The organism is Zobellella sp. An-6 (genome assembly GCF_052487945.1).
On sequence record NZ_CP199259.1, the window covers coordinates 687,770 to 705,866 of the forward strand.

Genomic DNA, 18,097 nt, shown 5'->3' on the forward strand with positions numbered 1-18,097 from the left:
ATTATTTAGATGCGGCTTAGCTGTTGATTCCCATGCGAACCCGGTTATACTCCTAAACGTTAATTATTCTCACTCAACCAAAGGGAATCTGGATGATGTCTAACAAGTTGTTCCTGTCTGCCGCCGCCCTGCTTGTGTCCAGCGTTGCCGCTCAGGCCTTCGCCGAAGAAGTCAACGTTTACTCCAATCGTCAGGACTTCCTGATCAAGCCCATCGTCGACGAGTTCACCAAGGAAACCGGCATCCAGGTCAACCTGGTCAACATCCCCGACGGCATGGGCGAGCGTCTGGAGCGGGAGGGTCGCCTGTCACCGGCGGATCTGGTGCTGACCGTGGACATCAGCCGCCTGATGGACGTGGTGGACAAGGATCTGACCCAGCCGGTGCAGAGCGAAGTGCTGGAGCAGAATATCCCGGCCCAGTACCGGGATCCGGATGGCAAGTGGTTCGCCCTGACCAGCCGTGCCCGTGTGATCTACAGCTCCGCCGAGCGCGTGGGCAAGACCGACATCACCTATGAAGAGCTGGCCGATCCCAAGTACAAGGGCAAGGTTTGTACCCGCAGCGGCAAGCACGCCTACAACGTGGCCCTGACCGCTTCCATGATTGCCGAGCACGGCACCGAATACACCAAGCAATGGCTGGAAGGCCTCAAGGCCAATCTGGCACAGAAACCCCAGGGCGGCGACCGGGATCAGGTCAAGGCCATCCGTGACGGTGTGTGCGACTACGCCCTGGGCAACAGCTACTACTACGGCGCCATGCTTAACGACGACAGCCAGCGTGACTGGGCCGAAGCGGCCGTGGTCAATTTCCCCAACCAGGGAGACAGGGGCACTCACGTGAACATTTCCGCCGTGGCCCTGACCAAGCACGCCAAGAACAAGGAAGCCGCGGTCAAGCTGATGGAATACCTGGCCGGTGATCAGGCCCAGCATCTGTACGCCTCCGCCAATCACGAGTATCCGGTCAAGCCGGGCGTGGAGCCGTCCGAACTGGTTAAGAGCTGGGGGGATTTCAAGGCGGATGAGCTGCCGCTGACCGAAGTCGCAAAACATGCAAAAGAAGCCATCCAACTGATGGACGAAGTCCAATACGATCTGTAAAAAGACGGGGGCCCGTTCCCCCGTTTGAGTGGTAGATGAAAAGACTTGGTTGGACGGTCGGCAGCTGGGGCATCGCCCTGTTGCTGACCTTGCCTATTTTGGCGTTAATCGTGGAAGCACTGTTGCCCGCGGAGGATATTTTCCGGCACCTGTGGCGCACCGTGCTGCCCGTCTATATCAACAATACCTTCTGGCTGGTGCTGCTGGTGTTGGGCTTCAGCCTGCTCTGCGGGGTGCCTGCCGCCTGGCTGATGGCCATGTGTGAGCTCCCCGGCAAGCGCTGGCTGCAGTGGGCGCTTATCCTGCCCCTGGCCATGCCATCCTATATCGTGGCCTTCGTCTATACCGATTTGCTCGATTTTTCCGGCCCGGTGCAACAGAGCCTGCGTGCCTGGTTCGGCTGGCAGTCCGCCGCCGACTATTATTTTCCGCCCATTCGCACCCTGGGCGGCGCCGCTCTGGTATTGGGCCTGGTGCTCTACCCTTATGTCTACCTGCTGGCCCGTACCGCTTTTCTGGAGCAATCCACCAGCCTGATCCAGTCCAGCCGGTTGCTGGGCTGCACCCCCTGGCAAAGTTTCAAACGGATCAGTCTGCCCCTGGCACGCCCCTCCATCGCCGTGGGGTTGTCGCTGGTGGCGATGGAAACCCTGGCCGATTTCGGTACCGTACACTTCTTTGCGATCAATACCCTGACCACGGCGGTATACGATACCTGGCTGGGCTACGGCAGTCTCAATGCCGCCGCCAAGATAGCCGCTATGATGTTGCTGGTGGTGATGTTGCTGTTGAGCCTGGAACGCATCAGTCGGAAGCGCCAGCAGGTGTTCCAGAAAAACATGGGCCATGAGCAGGAAACCGGCTATCGGCTGACCGGGGTGGCCCGCCTGGCGGCTCTGCTGTTCTGTTGGGGGCTGGTGCTGCTCGGTTTTCTGTTGCCCTTCCTGATCCTTTGCTACCATGCGGTGCAATATTTTGAGCAGGCCTGGAACGCCCGTTTCTTCGAGTACAGCCTCAACAGCCTGCTGCTGTCGACCCTGGTGGCGGCTATTGCGCTGATGATGGCGCTGCTGCTGGGCATGACCCACCGTCTGAAAGGCAAGGCCTATACGGTGCTGCCCATGCGACTGGCATCCATGGGCTATGCCTTGCCTGGTACGGTGCTGGCGATAGGGGTACTGGTGCCGCTGACCACCCTCGACTTTGCCATCAACGACCTCGCTCTGTGGTTGGGGCTGACCGAACCCGGCCTGATGCTGACCGGCACCATGACTGCCATCGCCTTCGGCTACCTGGTACGCTTCGGCGCCATGGCGGTGGGGGCGGTGGAAAGCAGCATCAACAAGGTGTCGCCGTCCCTCGATATGGTGACCCAGACCATGGGCTACGGCCCCGGCACCATGATCCTGAAGGTGCACATGCCGCTTATTCGCAAGGGGATGCTGGCGGGCGCCCTGCTGGTGTTTATCGAGTGCATGAAGGAACTGCCGGCGGCACTCCTGCTCAGGCCCTTCAATTTCCAGACCCTGGCGACCTACGTATATCAGTTCGTGTCCGATGAGCAGCTTGAACGGGGCGCCTTGCCGGCCATCGTGATAGTGCTGGTTGGCCTGATCCCGCTGATTTTCTTGAACCGATCATTGGAGCAGCATCACTGATGGCGGCATTGGAAGTAAACGGCATTCGCTGTAGCTACAACGGTAAGCCCGTACTGGATAACCTCTGCCTGTCGGTGGCCGAGAATGAAATCATGTGCCTGCTGGGAGCCAGCGGTTGTGGCAAGACCACCCTGTTGAAGGCGGTGGCCGGGCTGCTGCCGGTGACCCGGGGGGAGATTTATATCCATGGCCGGCAGATGAACGGTGCGGGCGTGGCAGTGGTACCGGAGCGGCGCAACATCGGCATGATTTTCCAGGACTATGCCCTGTTCCCGCACCTGAACGTGGCCCAGAACGTGGCCTTCGGCCTGCAGAGCAAGGAGAAGAACAAGGCGCGTATCCAGAGCCGGGTAGAAGAGGCCCTGGAGCTGGTCAACCTGGCGGAGCTGGGTAGCCGTTATCCACACCAGCTCTCCGGCGGTCAGCAACAACGGGTGGCCATCGCCCGTGCGCTTATCTGCCAGCCCGGCCTGATGCTGCTGGACGAGCCCTTTTCCAATATCGACACCCAGGTGCGGATGCGGCTGATTGGCGAGATCCGCTCCCTGCTCAAGGGGCAGGGGATCAGCGCCATCTTCGTCACCCACAGCAAGGAAGAGGCCTTTGCCTTTTCCGACAAGCTGGCCCTGTTCCGGGCCGGCCATATCGAGCAGGTGGGGCGGCCCCAGACCTTGTACCAGCACCCCCAGAATCGTTTCGTGGCCGATTTTCTGGGGCAGGCCAACTATGTGCCCGCCACCGTACTCGACAGCCGCACCCTGATGACCGCCATAGGCGTCATCGCCAGCCAGGCGGTGCTCAACGCCGAGCCCGGCACCCGCGGGCAGCTGCTGCTGCGGCCCCGCCAGATCCAGCTATCCCCCACCGAGCAGGGTAACGGCCGGGTGCTGGAGCAACAGTTTCTCGGTGCCCATACCCGCTGCCTGGTGGAATGTGCAGGATTGCAGCTGGATGTGAGCATCAACGAACCCCTGCCGGCGGTGAGCCAGGTCAACGTGAGCGTGGAGTCCCATGCCTTGACCTTTTTCCCCGATACCCGGGGCCAGCGCGCCGTAGCCTGACGAGGCTCGGGACAGGGGGACCGAGTCTCGGCCCGCTAAGCGCTTGCCTGTCGCCATATGGCTCGCGTTATACTGGGTCATCATGAATGACCGAGAGAGCAGGCGATGACAGCACAAGCCGGCATTTGCGCCGAACCCAACCTCCATGCTTATTACCTGATGTTCGACATCCTGCCCGGTTGTCAGGCGGCGGTGCGTGCCGCCCTGGCCGAGGTGCCGACCCTGTGGCGTGAACTGGCCCAGGCATATCCGGACGCCGCCTTTTCCGGCCTGGTGGCGGTGGGCGAGCGGGCCTGGGACGGGCTCTATCCCCGGGCCCGGCCGAGCGAGCTGGCGCCCTTCCCGGCCCAGCAGGAAGGCAAGCGGATCGCACCCGAAACCCCCTTCGATCTCTTCTTTCAATTGCGCGCCGATCGGCTGGACGTAGCCCATATCGCCGTGCAGCGGCTGATGGCCCTGCTGGCCGACAAGGCGGTGCTCAAGTACGAGCGCCAGGGGTTCCGCTATCTGGATAGCCGTGACTTTACCGGCTTCGTGGACGGTACCGAGAATCCCCAAGGGGAGCACAGGGCCGAGGTGGCGTTGGTGGCGGAAGGCCCCTTTGCTGGGGGCAGCTATGTTCATGTGCAGCACTACAGGCATAACCTGGCCAAGTGGCAGCGGCTGTCGGTGACGTCCCAGGAAGACGTATATGGCCGCACCAAGGTCGAAAACATCGAGTACGACTCGGACAAGAAGCCGCCCACCGCCCACACCAGGCGCACCAACCTGAAGGACGAGGCGGGCAACAGCATGGAGATACTGCGCCAGAGCATGCCCTGGGGCACGGCCGCGGAGCAGGGATTAGTGTTCATCTCCTGCTGCAATACCCCGCGACACTTCACCCTCATGCTGGACAGCATGTTCCGGGCCGACCCGGCCGGCCACTTCGATCACCTGACGCTGTTCACCCAGACCGAGACCGGCTCGGCGTTTTTCGCCCCGTCGGAAGAGTGGCTGGAAAGGCAAGGGGAATAACCGGCGCCGGAGGCGGTAAGCTATAAGCTTTAAGCCGATCGAGCCGTTGGTTGATGCAGTGAAGGAATCAACCAAATAAAAAGGCTGCTGACCCTTGGCAAGGAGTCCGCAGCCTTTACCATTTACGTCCAGCGTCCAGTTCGCCGCAGGCGTCAGACGTACTGTTCGAACAGGTCCAGCACACTCTGAAACAGGGTTTCTATGGGGGTGTCCTTGGTGGGGGTGATGAAGATGGTATCGTCGCCGGCGATAGTGCCGAGAATGCCTTCTGCCTTGCCCAGGGAGTCGAGCATGCGGGCGATCAGCTGGGCGGCCCCGGGGCTGGTATGAATGACGATCAGCGCGCTGTTGTGGTCCACGTCCAGCACCAGGTTCTTCAGCTGGCTGCTGCTGGTGGGGACCCCCAGCTCGACCGGCAGACAGTACACCATTTCCATCTTGGCGTTGCGGGTGCGCACGGCCCCGAACTTGCTCAGCATGCGGGAGACCTTGGACTGGTTGATATTGTCGAACCCCAGGTCCTGCAGTGCGCTCACGATTTCCGCTTGGGAGCCGAAGCGTTCTTCCTTGAGCAGGGCCTTGAAGGCCTTGATCAGTTGTTCTTGCTTTTCGTTCATTTTTTGCAATCGACTGAGCGTGGTTGAGTAGGACATATTGTCTATCCGTGGCCGGTTTTTATCAAGGAATAGTCATTTATTTTGCATAAAGATGCAAAATCAGCTTGCATTAACAGTACCGTAAAATAAAATCAGCCGAACACTCTGACAGAGGATGTGAACATAGCGCATGGGCATTGAATTCAGCGGCATTTGCAAGTCCTGGGCTGGTCAGGAAATTTTAAGCCAGGTTTCGCTTAAATGCGATGCCGGAGAGACATTAGTTCTGCTCGGGCCCAGTGGTGCAGGAAAAAGTTCGCTGCTGCGGCTGCTGAACCTGCTGGATATTCCGGATGCCGGTACCCTGACCATCGCCGGTGAACATTTTTCCTTTCCCGATCCGCAACCGGGCAAATTGCAGCAGCGGGCACAACGATTGCGCTGCAAGGTGGGCATGGTGTTCCAGCAGTATCATCTATGGCCGCACCTGACGGTGGAGCAGAACCTGCTGGAGGCCCCCCTCAAGGTGTTGGGCATGAACAGGGCAGAGGCCCAGGACAAGGTGGGCGAGCTGCTGGGCCAGCTCAAGCTGGCCGACAAGCGCCAGGCCTGGCCCGGCGCCCTTTCCGGCGGCCAGCAGCAGCGGGTGGCCATCGCCCGTGCCCTGATGATGAACCCCGAGGTGCTGCTGTTTGACGAGCCGACGGCGGCGTTGGATCCGGAGATCACCAAGGAAGTGGCGGAGATCATCCTGCAATTGGGAAAAACCGGCATTACCCAGGTGATCGTGACCCACGAAGTCGGTTTCGCCCGTCGGGTGGCCACCCGGGTGGCCTACCTCGAACAGGGCCGGCTGGTGGAATACGGCGATGCTTCCCTGCTCGAGCATCCCCAGACCCGGCGTCTGGCGGAATTTCTGACCCATTAATCTCAGATAAGGATATGACCATGAAGAAATCCCTGTTGTCCCTGGCCCTGCTGACCAGCCTGGGCGCGACCGCCGTTCAGGCGGAAGAAGTGAAGTTCGTGACCAACGCCGCCTACCCGCCGTTCGAGTTCGTTGATGAAAACAACGAGATGCAGGGCTTCGACATTGACCTGGCCAAGGCCCTGTGCGACGTGGCGGCCCTGGAATGCAGCTTCCACAACCAGGCCTTCGACAGCCTGATCCCCAGCCTCAAGTTCCGTCGCTACCATGCGGCTATCGCCGCCATGGACGTGACTCCGGAGCGGGCCGAGCAGGTGGATTTCAGCGACATCTACTATGAAAACTCCGCGGTGTTCGTGGCTCCACAAGGCAAGTTCGGCAGTCTGGACGAGCTGCTGAGCCAGACCGTGGGCGTGCAGAACGGCACTTCCCACCAGAAATACATCCAGGACAAGCTGGAAGGCGAAGGGCTCCAGTCCCGTCCCTACCAGAGCGTGCAGGATGCGCTGCTGGACATGACCAACGGCCGGCTGGATGCGGTGTTCGCCGATACCGCCGTGGTGGGCGAGTGGCTGGCCAAGACCGAAGGCTATGAGGTGGTGGGCGAGGCCATTACCGATGACAACTACTTCGGCACCGGCTTCGGCATCGCCGTCACCAAGGGCAACCAGGAACTGCTCGACAAGCTGAACCAGGGCCTGGCCGAACTCAGGGCCAACGGCACCTACGACAGCCTGTACGGCAAGTACTTCCCGCACTGAGATGATGATCCATCTGTTTAATGCCGCCCTGATGACCCTGGGGCTGGCATTGGTATCGCTGGCGGCGGGCCTGCTGTTGGCCATGCTGCTGTGCGGTGCCGAAATGAGCCGCTACCGGCTGCTGCGCTGGCCGGCGTCCGTGCTCACCACTGTGCTGCGCGGCCTGCCCGAGATCCTGGTGGTGTTTTTCATCTATTTCGGCTCCACCCACCTGCTGTTTTTGCTGACCGGGGAATACCTGGAATTCAGCCCCTTCTGGTGCGGGGTAACGGCGCTGTCGTTGCTGTTCGCGGCCTACGCCGCCCAGACCCTGCGCGGGGCGCTGCACGCGGTGTCCCGTGGCCAGCGCCAGGCGGCCCAGGCGCTGGGGCTGCCGCCGCTGTATACCTTCTTTCGCATCGTGCTGCCCCAGACCTGGCGCCACGCGCTGCCGGGGCTGGGCAACCAGTGGCTGATCCTGCTGAAGGACACCGCCCTGGTGTCGCTTATCGGGGTGCATGATCTCATGTACCAGGCCAAGTCGGTGGCGGCCAGTACCTATCAGCCCTTTACCTGGTATGGCATCGCGGCCCTGATCTACCTGGCGATCACCGTGCTCAGCCAGCAGGGACTGAGGCGGCTGCAGGGGAGGGTAACCCGCTATGACTAAGTGGCTCGACTACCTGCCGACCCTGCTGCAGGGGGTGGAGGTGACCCTCACCATCACCTGCTCCGGACTGCTGCTGGGGCTGGCCATCGCCCTGGTCCTGACCTGGATCCTGGATCGCAAGGTGCCGGTGCTGGCGCAACTGGCGGAAGGCTACCTGCTGCTGCTGACCGGCACCCCGCTGCTGGTACAGATCTTCCTGGTCTATTACGGTCCGGCCCAGTTCGACTGGGTGAAGAGCAGCTGGGCCTGGCACTACCTGCGCGAGCCGATGTTCTGCGCCATACTGGCGCTCGGCATGAACGCCGGCGCCTATACCTGCCGGCTGTTCAAAGGCGCGCTGGACGCGGTGCCCAGGGGGGAAACCCTGGCCTGCCAGGCGCTCGGCATGAATGCCTGGCAGACGCTCGGCGTCAAGCTGCGCCACGCCGGCCGGAGGGTGATCCCGGCCTATTCCAACGAGGTGGTGCTGGTGCTCAAGGGCAGCTCCCTGGCCAGCACCATCAGTATCATGGAAATCATGGGCCTGGCCCAGCGTCTCAACGGCCAGACCTACGATACCCTGGTGGTGTTCGGCATGGCCGGGGCCATTTATCTGACCCTGAACGGCATTCTGACCTTCTTGTTCCGTTTGCTGGAGAAACGGGCGCTGCTGTTCCAGGCTCAGGGGTGACTCGCCCTGGCTCACAGAACATAATATTCGGTGGGCCTTGGGCATTGTCTTTCCACGAGGGTTTCGTTATGTTGCTAAGGCCCAAGGAAACGTATAACAACCCTATAATAAACGGAGTTCAGCTATGAAAGTTGCCGTACTCGGAGCCGCCGGTGGTATCGGCCAGGCTCTGGCCCTGCTGTTGAAAAACCACCTGCCCGCCGGTTCTGAATTAAGCCTGTACGATATCGCTCCCGTGACACCCGGCGTTGCCGCCGACCTGAGCCACATCCCCACGCCGGTGAGCATCGTCGGTTTCGGTGGTGAAGATCCCACCCCCGCCCTGGAAGGCGCCGATATCGTGCTGATCTCCGCCGGTGTGGCCCGTAAGCCGGGCATGGACCGTGCCGACCTGTTCAACGTGAACGCCGGCATCGTCAAGAACCTGATCGAAAAATGCGCTGCCGCCTGTCCCCAGGCCTGCATCGGTATCATCACCAACCCGGTGAACACCACGGTGCCGATTGCCGCCGAAGTGCTGAAGAAGGCCGGCGTGTACGACAAGAACAAGCTGTTCGGCATCACCACCCTGGACGTGATCCGCGCCGAGACCTTCGTGGCCGAGGCCAAGGGCCTGGACGTGACCCAGGTCAAGGTGCCGGTGATCGGCGGCCACAGCGGCGTGACCATATTGCCGCTGCTGTCCCAGGTGGAAGGCGTGTCCTTCTCCGACGAGGAAATCGAAAAGCTGACCTACCGCATCCAGAACGCCGGTACCGAAGTGGTGGAAGCCAAGGCCGGTGGCGGTTCCGCCACCCTGTCCATGGGCCAGGCCGCCTGCCGTTTCGCCTTGTCCCTGGTCAAGGCCATGCAGGGTGAAGCCAACGTGGTGGAATGCACCTATGTGGACGGCGGCAGCGAGCACGCCCAGTTCTTCGCCCAGCCGGTGCTGCTCGGCAAGAACGGTGTGGAGAAGGTACTGTCCTACGGCGCGGTCAGCGCCTACGAGCAGGCCGCGATGGACGGCATGCTGGAAACCCTGCGCGGCGACATCGAGAAAGGCGTCGAGTTCGTCAACCAGTAAGGCGACGATGCCGTCTGACACCAAAAGGGAGCTTCGGCTCCCTTTTTGCGTTCAGGGCAACCTGATTTGAACGGCGGCACTATCCCTCTCTCTCTTTTTTTGCGTGTCGAAGCAAGTAATCGACGCAAGGCAATTGCAATCTGGCGCTTTGCTTCTTATTGTAGCTGACTCGATTCAGCCTTCGGGCCGAGCACCGAGCCGTTACCCATGCCGACAGTGCAGCGCCGCCGGTTTGGGTAACCGCTTTTTCTTCTTCTAACTTTATGACTCCACTTTCCGCAGGTAATGCTATGAACTCAGTGAACCCCCTCGATACCCGGGCCTGGCAGCAGCTTGGCGAGTTGGCGCAAACCGAGCGCACCCTTTCCACCCTGTTCGCCCAGGATCCGGAGCGGGCGCGCCGCTACAGCCTGGAGCTGGCACAGTGCCTCAAACTCGACTTCTCCAAGAACCTGATCGACGATAAGGTGCTGGGCGCCCTGCTGGCCCTGGCCGAGGAGACCGGGCTGCGCGACAACATCAAGGCGCTGTTCGCCGGCGAGACCATCAACCGCACCGAAAACCGGGCGGTATTCCATATGGCGCTGCGCAACCGGGCCGACCAACCCATGCCCCTGGCCGACGGCACCGACGTCATGCCCCAGGTGCGGGCGGTGCTGGCGCAGATGAAGGCGTTTTGCGCCTCGGTGCGCGGCGGCGGCTGGACCGGTTTCGACGGCCGGCCCATTCGTGACGTGGTCAACATCGGCATCGGCGGCTCGGATCTCGGCCCCTACATGGTGAGCGAGGCGCTCAAGCCCTACCATGGCGAGCTGCGGCTGCACTTTGTGTCCAACGTGGACGGTGCCCACCTGGCCCAGACCCTGAAAGGGCTGGACCCGGCCACCACCCTGTTCATCGTTGCCTCCAAGACCTTCACCACCCAGGAGACCATGACCAACGCCTTCAGCGCCCGGGAATGGCTGCTGGCGGCGGCCGGGGACCCGTCCGCCACCGCCAAGCACTTCGTGGCCCTGTCCACCAACGCCGCCAAGGTGGCCGAGTTCGGCATCGACACCGCCAACATGTTCGCCTTCTGGGAATGGGTGGGCGGCCGCTTCTCCCTGTGGTCCGCCATCGGCCTGCCGATCGCCCTGGCCATCGGCTTCGAGGGCTTCGAACAACTGCTGTCCGGCGCCTGGGAGATGGATCAGCACTTTAAAACGGCGCCGCTGGAGGCCAACATGCCGGTGCTGCTGGGGCTGCTCGGCATCTGGTATCGCAACTTCCTCAACGCTCCGTCCGAGGCGATATTGCCCTACGATCAGTGTCTGCACCGGCTGCCCGCCTACCTGCAGCAGGCGGTGATGGAGTCCAACGGCAAATCGGTGGATCGCAACGGCCAACCGGTCTCCTACCACACCTCGCCCATCGTCTGGGGCGAGCCGGGCACCAACGGCCAGCATTCCTTCTACCAGTTGCTGCACCAGGGCACCCACCTGATCCCGGCGGACTTCATCATGCCGGCCCAGAGCCATTACCCCCTGGGCGATCACCATGCCAAGCTTGTCGCCAACTGCCTGGCCCAGAGCCGGGCCCTGGCCTTCGGTCAGTCCGAGCAGGAACTGCGCGAGCAGGGCGAGCAGCCGGAGCTGATCCCCTTCAAGGTGCACAAGGGCAACTCGCCCTCCAACACCCTGCTGTTGCCCAAGGTAACGCCCCACACCCTGGGGGCGCTGATCGCCCTCTACGAACACAAGATCTTTGTGCAGGGCGCGATCTGGAATATCTTCAGCTTCGACCAGTGGGGCGTGGAGCTCGGCAAAAAGCAGGCCAGCGTGCTGCTGCCCTGCATCACCGGCGACGGCGACACCAGCAGCCTGGATGCCTCCACTCGCAGCCTGCTGGCCCAGCTGAAAGACTGGGCCTGAGGTTAGCTGGAGGCTTGAAGCCGGAAGCGGGAAGAATAGACGGCTTCTAGCTTCTAGCTTCCTTCTCCGCGCAAAGCCTGTTATGTTACCTGTAACATAACAGGCTTTTTGCATTTCCATGACCAAGAAGAAAAGACCCACACTGCAGGACGTGGCCGATCGGGTCGGGCTGACCAAGATGACGGTCAGCCGCTACCTCAAGGATCCGTCCCAGGTGTCTTCCGCCGCCGGCGAGAAGATAGCCCAGGCCCTGGACGAGCTCGGCTATATCCGCAACCGGGCCCCGGACATCCTTTCCAACGCCAAGAGCCACGCCATCGGCGTGCTGCTGCCCTCGCTGACCAACCAGGTGTTCGCCGAGGTGCTGCGCGGCATCGAGCAGGTGACCGAGGCAGCCGGCTACCAGACCATGCTGGCCCACTACGGCTACAGCGCCAAGGTGGAGGAAGAACGCATCGCCTCGCTGCTGTCCTACAACGTGGACGGCCTTATCCTGTCCGAGAGCTACCATACCGCCCGCACCCTCAAGATGATCCAGACCGCCGGGGTGCCGGTGGTGGAGATCATGGATGTGTGCTCTTCCTGCATCGAGCAGGCGGTAGGCATCGACAACATCGCCGCCGCCAGGGCCATGGTAGAGGCGATGATAGCACGCGGCTATCGCCATATCGTCTACTTCGGCGCCCGCCAGGACGTGCGCACCCTGCAGCGCCAGCAGGGCTACGCCGCCGCCATGCAGCTGCACGGCCTGATGCCGCGTTCGCTGCTGACCGAACGTTCCTCTTCCTATTCCCTGGGGGCGGATCTGCTGGCTGAGGCACTGGACAAATACCCGGAGCTGGACGGCATCTTCTGTACCAACGACGACCTGGCGGTGGGCGCCATCTTCGAATGCCAGCGCCGGGGCATAGCGGTGCCGGGGCGGATCGGCGTGGCCGGCTTCCACGGCCATGATATCGGGCAGGCGATAGTGCCGAAACTGGCCAGTGTGATCACCCCGCGCAAGGCCATGGGGCAGGTCGCCGCCGAGCGGCTGCTGGCCCGGCTGCGCGGCGAGCCCATCGGTGAGCGCACCCTGGATCTGGGTTTCGAACTGAAGCTGGGGGAGAGTCTGTAGCGACGGGCTTCAGTACCGGTAAGCCACGCCTTGCGGGGTGGTCTTGAAACGCCGGTGCAGCCACATGTACTGCTCCGGCGCTTGGCGGATGGCGGCCTCGAGCACCCGGTTGCCGGTGATGGCGTCCGCCTCGTCGTCGCCGGTGGGAAAGCCGGCCAGGGGCGGCTGGACGATCAGCCGGTAGCCGTCTCTCTCCCGCAGGGTGAAGCAGGGCAGGGTGACGCTGTTCTTCACCCGCGCCAGGGTGGCGGTGCCGGTGATGGTGGCGGCCTGCTCCACCGCGAAAAAGGGCACGAACACGCTGGCGTGGCTGCCGTAGTCGTGATCCGGCGCATACCAGAGCGCATCGCCGGCCCGCAGCGCCTTGAGCATGCCCTTGATGTCGAGCCGATCCACCAGGTACTTGTTGGAGCGGCAGCGGCCGTGCACCTGGGCATATTCCAGCACCGGGTTGGTGTTGGGCCGGTAGACGCCCACGCCCGGCCGGTACAGGCCGAACTGGCGGGCGTTGAGCTCGAGCGTCAGGAAGTGGGCCGACAGCAACAGCATGCCCTGGCTTTTGGCCGCGGCGGCATCCACCTGCTCGGTGCCCTCCATGCGGGTGAGGGCCCGCATGCGCCAGTCCGGCCAGAACCAGGCCATGCCGGTTTCGAACAGGGCGCAGCCCACGCTCTCGAAGTTGCCCCTGAGCAGGTGCTCGCGCTCGGCCAGGGTCAGCTCCGGCAGGGCCAGCTCCAGGTTGCGCCGGGCCACCTTGACCCGGGACTTCAATACTTTCATCGACAGCCGGCCCAGCCCGCGGCCCAGGGCCATCTGGGCGCGCCAGGGCAGCAGGGTGACCAGCAGCCACAGCAGGCAAAGGCCGAGCCAGTTCAGGGCATAGCGCGGGTGCAGCAGCGCCGCGTGAAAGGGAGGAAGCCGGGAGTCTTGCATCAGGGAGTCGCCATCGTCGTCGAATGGCCGAATTCTAAATAACAATGGCGGTAATGGCCACCCAAGGCCGGCCGACGGGTGCGATCGGCCGTGGCTGTGATAAGATTTCGCCTTTCCATATCGACAGGGGTCGGAACCTATGAAGATCAAGTTGCCGGAATTCGATAACGCCAGGGTGCTGGTGGTCGGGGATGTGATGCTGGACCGCTACTGGTCCGGCCCCACCGGGCGCATCTCCCCCGAGGCTCCGGTGCCTGTGGTCAAGGTCGAGCACATTGAAGAACGCCCCGGCGGCGCCGCCAACGTGGCCCTGAACGCCGCCGCCCTGGGCGCCGGCGCCCGGCTGCTGGGCCTGACCGGCGACGACGAGGCGGCCAGCTCCCTGCAGGACAAGATGAAGGGGGTGGGGGTGGAGTGCGACTTCGTGCGCCTCAAGAGCCACCCCACCATCACCAAACTCAGGGTGATGAGCCGCAACCAGCAGCTGCTGCGGCTGGACTTCGAGGAAGGCTTCGCGGCCGGGGACGCCGCTCCCCTCACCGACAAGACCCGGGCCGCCCTGGCCGAGGCCGGGGTGCTGGTGCTGTCCGACTACGCCAAGGGGGCCCTGGCCCAGGTGCAGCAGCTTATCCACGCCGCCAACCAGGCCGGGGTGCCGGTGCTGGTGGATCCCAAGGGCTCGGACTTCGAGAAGTACCGGGGCGCCACCCTGCTCACCCCCAACATGAGCGAGTTCGAGGCGGTGGTGGGCAAGGTGAAGGACGAGCAGGAGCTGGTGGCCCGCGGCCTGGAGCTGGTGGCACGGTTCGAGTTCAAGGCCCTGCTGGTGACCCGCTCCGAGCACGGCATGACCCTGATCCGCCCGGGCGAGGACGAACTGCACCTGCCGGCCCAGGCCCACGAGGTGTACGACGTTACCGGTGCCGGCGACACCGTCATCGCCACCTTGGCCTCGGCCCTGGCCGCCGGCCTGCCGCTGGACGAAGCCTGCGCCCTGGCCAACGTGGCCGCCGGCATAGTGGTCGGCAAGCTGGGGACCTCCACCGTCTCCGCCATCGAGCTGGCCAACGTGCTCTACGGCGGTCCCGAGTCGGGCATGGGGGTGGTCACCGAGCAGCAGCTCAAGTACGTGGTGGACGCCGCCCGCCGCCGGGGCGAAAAAATCGTGATGACCAACGGCTGCTTCGACATCCTCCACGCCGGCCATGTGTCCTACCTCAACAACGCCCGCAAGCTGGGCGACCGGCTGATCGTGGCGGTGAACACCGACGCCTCGGTACGCGCCCTCAAGGGAGAGGGCCGGCCGGTGAACTCGGTGGACAGGCGCATGGCGGTGCTGGCCGGCCTGGGCGCGGTGGACTGGGTGGTGCCCTTCAGTGAGGACACCCCGCGCCGGCTGATCGCCGAGGTGCTGCCCGACATCCTGGTCAAGGGCGGCGACTATAAGCCCGAGGATATCGCCGGCTTCGAGGAAGTGACCGCCAACGGCGGCGAGGTGAAGGTGCTCAACTTCGAGGACGGCTGCTCCACCACCGCCATCATCCAGGCCATCCGCACCCGCTGACTGATAACATATCGGTGAGGTCGGCCCTTTGGTCGGCTCATGCCAGTAAAACGGACGACGTTGTCGTCAAACAAAAACGGGGCCGCATTGGCCCCGTTTGATTATTTAAGGTGGAAGCGAGGCGGGTTTCCGGCTCCCCTATTCCCGTTGGCCCAACCCGCTTCCGTATCCCGTCAGGGATTACTGCTCAAGCCACAGCTGACCGTCCTTGGCGATCAGGGGCCAGACCTTGACCTTGACGTCCTCCTGCTCCAGGCAGCGGCCGTCTTTCAATGAATAATGATGCTTGTACAGGGGCGAGGCCACGCAGGGCTCGCCCTTGATGTCGCCGACGATGCCCCGGGCCAGCACCTGGGCCTTGCCCATGGGATCCCAGTTGTCGAGGGCGACGTAACCGAGCCCGGGCAGGTTGAACAGGGCCAGCTGCCGGCCCTCCACCAGAGCGGCCATGCCGCTGTACTCGGGAATGTCGCTCTGCTGGCAAAGACGAACAAGACTCATGATACCTCCTTGATTTCAATCAGTTCTACCGGGCGGATCTGGCCGCGCTTGCGTTCGAATACGATGCTGTCGTCGGCCTCGTCGGTATTGACGAAGCTCTTGAAGCGCTTGAGTTTTTCCGGATCCTGCAGGGTGGCTTTCCACTCGCACTCGTAGGTGCCGATCACATGCGCCATGCGTCCTTCCAGCTCCTCGGCCAAGCCTAAGGAGTCGTCGATGATGACCTCGCGCAGGTAGTCCAGGCCGCCTTCCAGGTTTTCCATCCACACCGAGGTGCGCTGCAGCTTGTCGGCGGTGGCCACGTAGAACATCAGCAGCCGGTCGATGTAGCGGATCAGGGTGTCGGTATCCAGATCGGTGGCGAACAGGTCGGCGTGGCGCGGGCGCATGCCGCCGTTGCCGGCGAAGTACAGGTTCCAGCCCTTCTCGGTGGCGATCACGCCCACGTCCTTGCCCTGGGCCTCGGCGCACTCACGGGTGCAGCCGGATACCGCGAACTTCAGTTTGTGGGGCGAGCGCAGGCCCTTGTAGCGGTGCTCCAGGGCCACCGCCAGATCCAGGGAGTCCTGCACCCCGTAGCGGCACCAGGTGGAGCCGACACAGGACTTGACGGTGCGCAGCGACTTGCCGTAGGCGTGGCCGGTTTCGAAGCCGGCGTCGATCAGTTCCTCCCAGATCAGCGGCAACTGCTCCAGGCGGGCGCCGAACAGGTCGATGCGCTGGCCGCCGGTGACCTTGGTGTAGAGGTCGTAGCGCTTGGCCACCTGGCCCAGCACGATCAGCTGCTCCGGGGTGATCTCGCCGCCCGGGACCCGGGGCACCACCGAGTAGGTGCCGTTCTTCTGCATGTTGGCGAGGAAGGTGTCGTTGGTGTCCTGCAGCGGCTGGTGCTTGGGCGCCAGTACGTGCTCGTTCCACAGGGAGGCGAAGATGGACGCCGCCGCCGGCTTGCAGACGTCGCAGCCGAGGCCGGTGCCGTGCTGGTGCAGCAGCTCGTCGAAGCTCTTGATCTGGCCCACCTTGATCAGGTGGAACAGCTCCTGGCGGCTGTAGGCGAAGTGCTCGCACAGGCTCTTGTCGGCGCTGATGCCCTGATCTTCCAGCGCCTGGTTGACCACCTGGGTGAGCAGGCCGGAACAGCCGCCGCAGCCGGTGCCGGCCTTGGTGCAGGCCTTGACCGCCGCCACGTCGCAGGCGCCGCCCTGCACCGCCTCGATGATGGCGCCCTTGCTCACGTTGTGGCAGGAGCAGACGGTGGCGGTGGCCGGCAGGGCCGCCTTGGGCGCGCCGCCGGCGGCGTCTTCCGGCACCAGCAGGGCCAGCGGGTGATCCGGCAGCGGCATGTCGTTGAGATAGGTCTGCAGCAGGGTGTCGTAGTCGCCGGTGTCGCCCACCAGCACGGCGCCCAGCAGGCGATCGCCGGCTTCGTTCAGCACCAGTTTCTTGTACAGATCCTTGCTGCGATCCAGCAGCAGCACTTCCTGGCTGCCCGGGGTCTGGCCGTGGGCGTCGCCGATGGCGCCGACTTCCACGCCCAGCAGCTTGAGCTTGGTGCTCATGTCGGCGCCCTGGAAGGCGCCTTCACCGCCGAGCAGGTTGGCGGCTACGGTGCGGGCCATCTGGTAGCCGGGGGCGACCAGGCCGAACAGCTTGCCTTGCCACAGGGCGCATTCGCCGATGGCGTAGATGTCCGGATCCGAGGTCTGGCACTGATCGTTGATGCAGATGCCGCCCCGCTCACCCAGGGTGAGGCCGGCGGCCTTGCCCAGGGCATCCTGGGGGCGGATACCGGCGCTGAACACCAGCACGTCGGTTTCCAGTATGCCGCCGTCGTCGAACTTGAGGCGGTGGGTGGCGCTTTCGCCGTCGATGATATGGTGGGTGGCTTTCTGGGTGTGCACATGCAGCCCCAGGCGCTCGATCTTCTCCCTGAGCAGGGTGCCGCCCTGGGGGTCCAGCTGCACCGGCATCAGCCGGGGGGCGAATTCCACCACATGGGTCTCCAGGCCGAGCAGGCGCAGGGCGTTGGCGGCTTCCAGGCCGAGCAGGCCGCCGCCGATGACCACGCCGGTCTTGGCGTTCTGGCAGGCGGCCTTGATGTCGGCCAGATCTTCCAGGGTGCGGTAGACGAAACATTTCTTGCGATCACGGCCCGGAATGGGCGGCACGAAGGGAGTGGAACCGGTGGCCAGTACCAGGCGGTCGTATTCCAGTACCTCGCCGAGGGCGGTGGTCAGGGTCTTGGCCTGGCGGTCGATGGCGGTGACCGCCTCGTTCAGGCGCAACTCCAGGCCGCTTTCCCGGTACCAGTCGGGGGCGGCCATCAGCAGCTCTTCCGGCTCCTTGCCGCCGAACACCTCGGACAGATGCACCCGGTCGTAGGCGGCGTGCTTCTCGGCGCCGAACACGGTCACCTCGTACTGCGCCAATCCGTTCTGGTCGACCAGCTGTTGCAGCAGGTGATGACCTACCATGCCGTTACCGATGACAATCAGTTTCTGTTTCATCATTGCTATCCTTAAGCCACCCTGGACTTGCTTGCGGGTTGATACTGTTGGCGACC

General features: G+C 63.3%; 16 protein-coding genes. 12 read left to right on the forward strand and 4 right to left on the reverse strand.

The window, feature by feature from the left end; translation table 11 throughout:
- Window positions 1–92 precede the first annotated feature (92 nt).
- From ACT7DK_RS03105 to ACT7DK_RS03120, 4 genes are all read left to right on the forward strand, one after another.
- Window positions 93–1,106 (forward strand): Fe(3+) ABC transporter substrate-binding protein, encoded by a 1,014-nt coding sequence (locus tag ACT7DK_RS03105; protein ID WP_445396220.1) that lies wholly within the window; start codon window positions 93–95, stop codon window positions 1,104–1,106.
- Window positions 1,107–1,141: 35 nt separating this feature from the next.
- Window positions 1,142–2,764 carry an ABC transporter permease gene (locus ACT7DK_RS03110; RefSeq protein WP_445396222.1) on the forward strand — a complete coding sequence of 541 codons (1,623 nt, stop codon included), beginning with the start codon at window positions 1,142–1,144 and terminating at the stop codon, window positions 2,762–2,764.
- Window positions 2,764–3,825 (forward strand): ABC transporter ATP-binding protein, encoded by a 1,062-nt coding sequence (locus ACT7DK_RS03115; RefSeq protein WP_445396224.1) that lies wholly within the window; start codon window positions 2,764–2,766, stop codon window positions 3,823–3,825. The genes ACT7DK_RS03110 and ACT7DK_RS03115 overlap by 1 nt, the downstream gene beginning before the upstream one ends.
- 105 nt (window positions 3,826–3,930) lie before the next feature.
- Entirely contained in the window at window positions 3,931–4,842 is a 912-nt protein-coding gene (locus ACT7DK_RS03120) for a Dyp-type peroxidase (protein ID WP_445396226.1), read from the forward strand.
- Between the two features lie 152 nt (window positions 4,843–4,994).
- Here the strand turns inward: ACT7DK_RS03120 and argR are convergent, their stop codons facing one another.
- Window positions 4,995–5,495: a transcriptional regulator ArgR gene (argR, locus tag ACT7DK_RS03125; protein ID WP_445396228.1), complete on the reverse strand. Its 501-nt coding sequence runs from the start codon at window positions 5,493–5,495 to the stop codon at window positions 4,995–4,997.
- 133 nt (window positions 5,496–5,628) lie between these two features.
- Between argR and ACT7DK_RS03130 the strand changes: the two genes are divergently transcribed.
- The 7 genes from ACT7DK_RS03130 to gntR all read left to right on the forward strand — a co-directional run bounded on the left by ACT7DK_RS03130 (window position 5,629) and on the right by gntR (window position 12,536).
- Window positions 5,629–6,366, forward strand: a complete 738-nt coding sequence (locus ACT7DK_RS03130) for an ATP-binding cassette domain-containing protein (protein ID WP_445396230.1) — start codon at window positions 5,629–5,631, stop codon at window positions 6,364–6,366.
- Window positions 6,367–6,386: 20 nt separating this feature from the next.
- Complete coding sequence (locus ACT7DK_RS03135) at window positions 6,387–7,127, forward strand: transporter substrate-binding domain-containing protein (RefSeq protein ID WP_445396232.1); 741 nt, start codon at window positions 6,387–6,389, stop codon at window positions 7,125–7,127.
- A 1-nt stretch (window position 7,128) separates the two neighbouring features.
- Window positions 7,129–7,776, forward strand: coding sequence for an arginine ABC transporter permease ArtQ (artQ, locus tag ACT7DK_RS03140; RefSeq protein WP_445396234.1), 648 nt, complete (start codon window positions 7,129–7,131; stop codon window positions 7,774–7,776).
- Window positions 7,769–8,446 (forward strand): arginine ABC transporter permease ArtM, encoded by a 678-nt coding sequence (gene artM, locus ACT7DK_RS03145; RefSeq protein WP_445396236.1) that lies wholly within the window; start codon window positions 7,769–7,771, stop codon window positions 8,444–8,446. Before artQ ends, artM begins: the two co-directional genes overlap by 8 nt.
- A gap of 124 nt (window positions 8,447–8,570) precedes the next feature.
- Entirely contained in the window at window positions 8,571–9,509 is a 939-nt protein-coding gene (gene mdh, locus ACT7DK_RS03150; protein ID WP_445396238.1) for a malate dehydrogenase, read from the forward strand.
- A gap of 290 nt (window positions 9,510–9,799) precedes the next feature.
- Window positions 9,800–11,419 (forward strand): glucose-6-phosphate isomerase, encoded by a 1,620-nt coding sequence (gene pgi, locus ACT7DK_RS03155; RefSeq protein WP_445396240.1) that lies wholly within the window; start codon window positions 9,800–9,802, stop codon window positions 11,417–11,419.
- A gap of 118 nt (window positions 11,420–11,537) precedes the next feature.
- A complete protein-coding gene (gene gntR / locus ACT7DK_RS03160) occupies window positions 11,538–12,536 on the forward strand; it encodes a gluconate operon transcriptional repressor GntR (RefSeq protein WP_445396242.1) in 999 nt (332 codons plus the stop codon).
- Window positions 12,537–12,545: 9 nt separating this feature from the next.
- Here the strand turns inward: gntR and lpxL are convergent, their stop codons facing one another.
- Entirely contained in the window at window positions 12,546–13,469 is a 924-nt protein-coding gene (gene lpxL, locus ACT7DK_RS03165) for an LpxL/LpxP family Kdo(2)-lipid IV(A) lauroyl/palmitoleoyl acyltransferase (RefSeq protein WP_445396244.1), read from the reverse strand.
- A gap of 139 nt (window positions 13,470–13,608) precedes the next feature.
- Between lpxL and hldE the strand changes: the two genes are divergently transcribed.
- Complete coding sequence (gene hldE, locus ACT7DK_RS03170; RefSeq protein ID WP_445396246.1) at window positions 13,609–15,033, forward strand: bifunctional D-glycero-beta-D-manno-heptose-7-phosphate kinase/D-glycero-beta-D-manno-heptose 1-phosphate adenylyltransferase HldE; 1,425 nt, start codon at window positions 13,609–13,611, stop codon at window positions 15,031–15,033.
- A gap of 180 nt (window positions 15,034–15,213) precedes the next feature.
- On the opposite strand, the gene nirD is transcribed toward hldE, so the two are convergent.
- Both nirD and nirB read right to left on the reverse strand, forming a co-directional pair.
- A complete protein-coding gene (nirD, locus tag ACT7DK_RS03175; protein WP_106731147.1) occupies window positions 15,214–15,534 on the reverse strand; it encodes a nitrite reductase small subunit NirD in 321 nt (106 codons plus the stop codon).
- Window positions 15,531–18,044 (reverse strand): nitrite reductase large subunit NirB, encoded by a 2,514-nt coding sequence (gene nirB, locus ACT7DK_RS03180; RefSeq protein WP_445396248.1) that lies wholly within the window; start codon window positions 18,042–18,044, stop codon window positions 15,531–15,533. The genes nirD and nirB overlap by 4 nt, the downstream gene beginning before the upstream one ends.
- Between the last annotated feature and the right edge of the window lie 53 nt (window positions 18,045–18,097).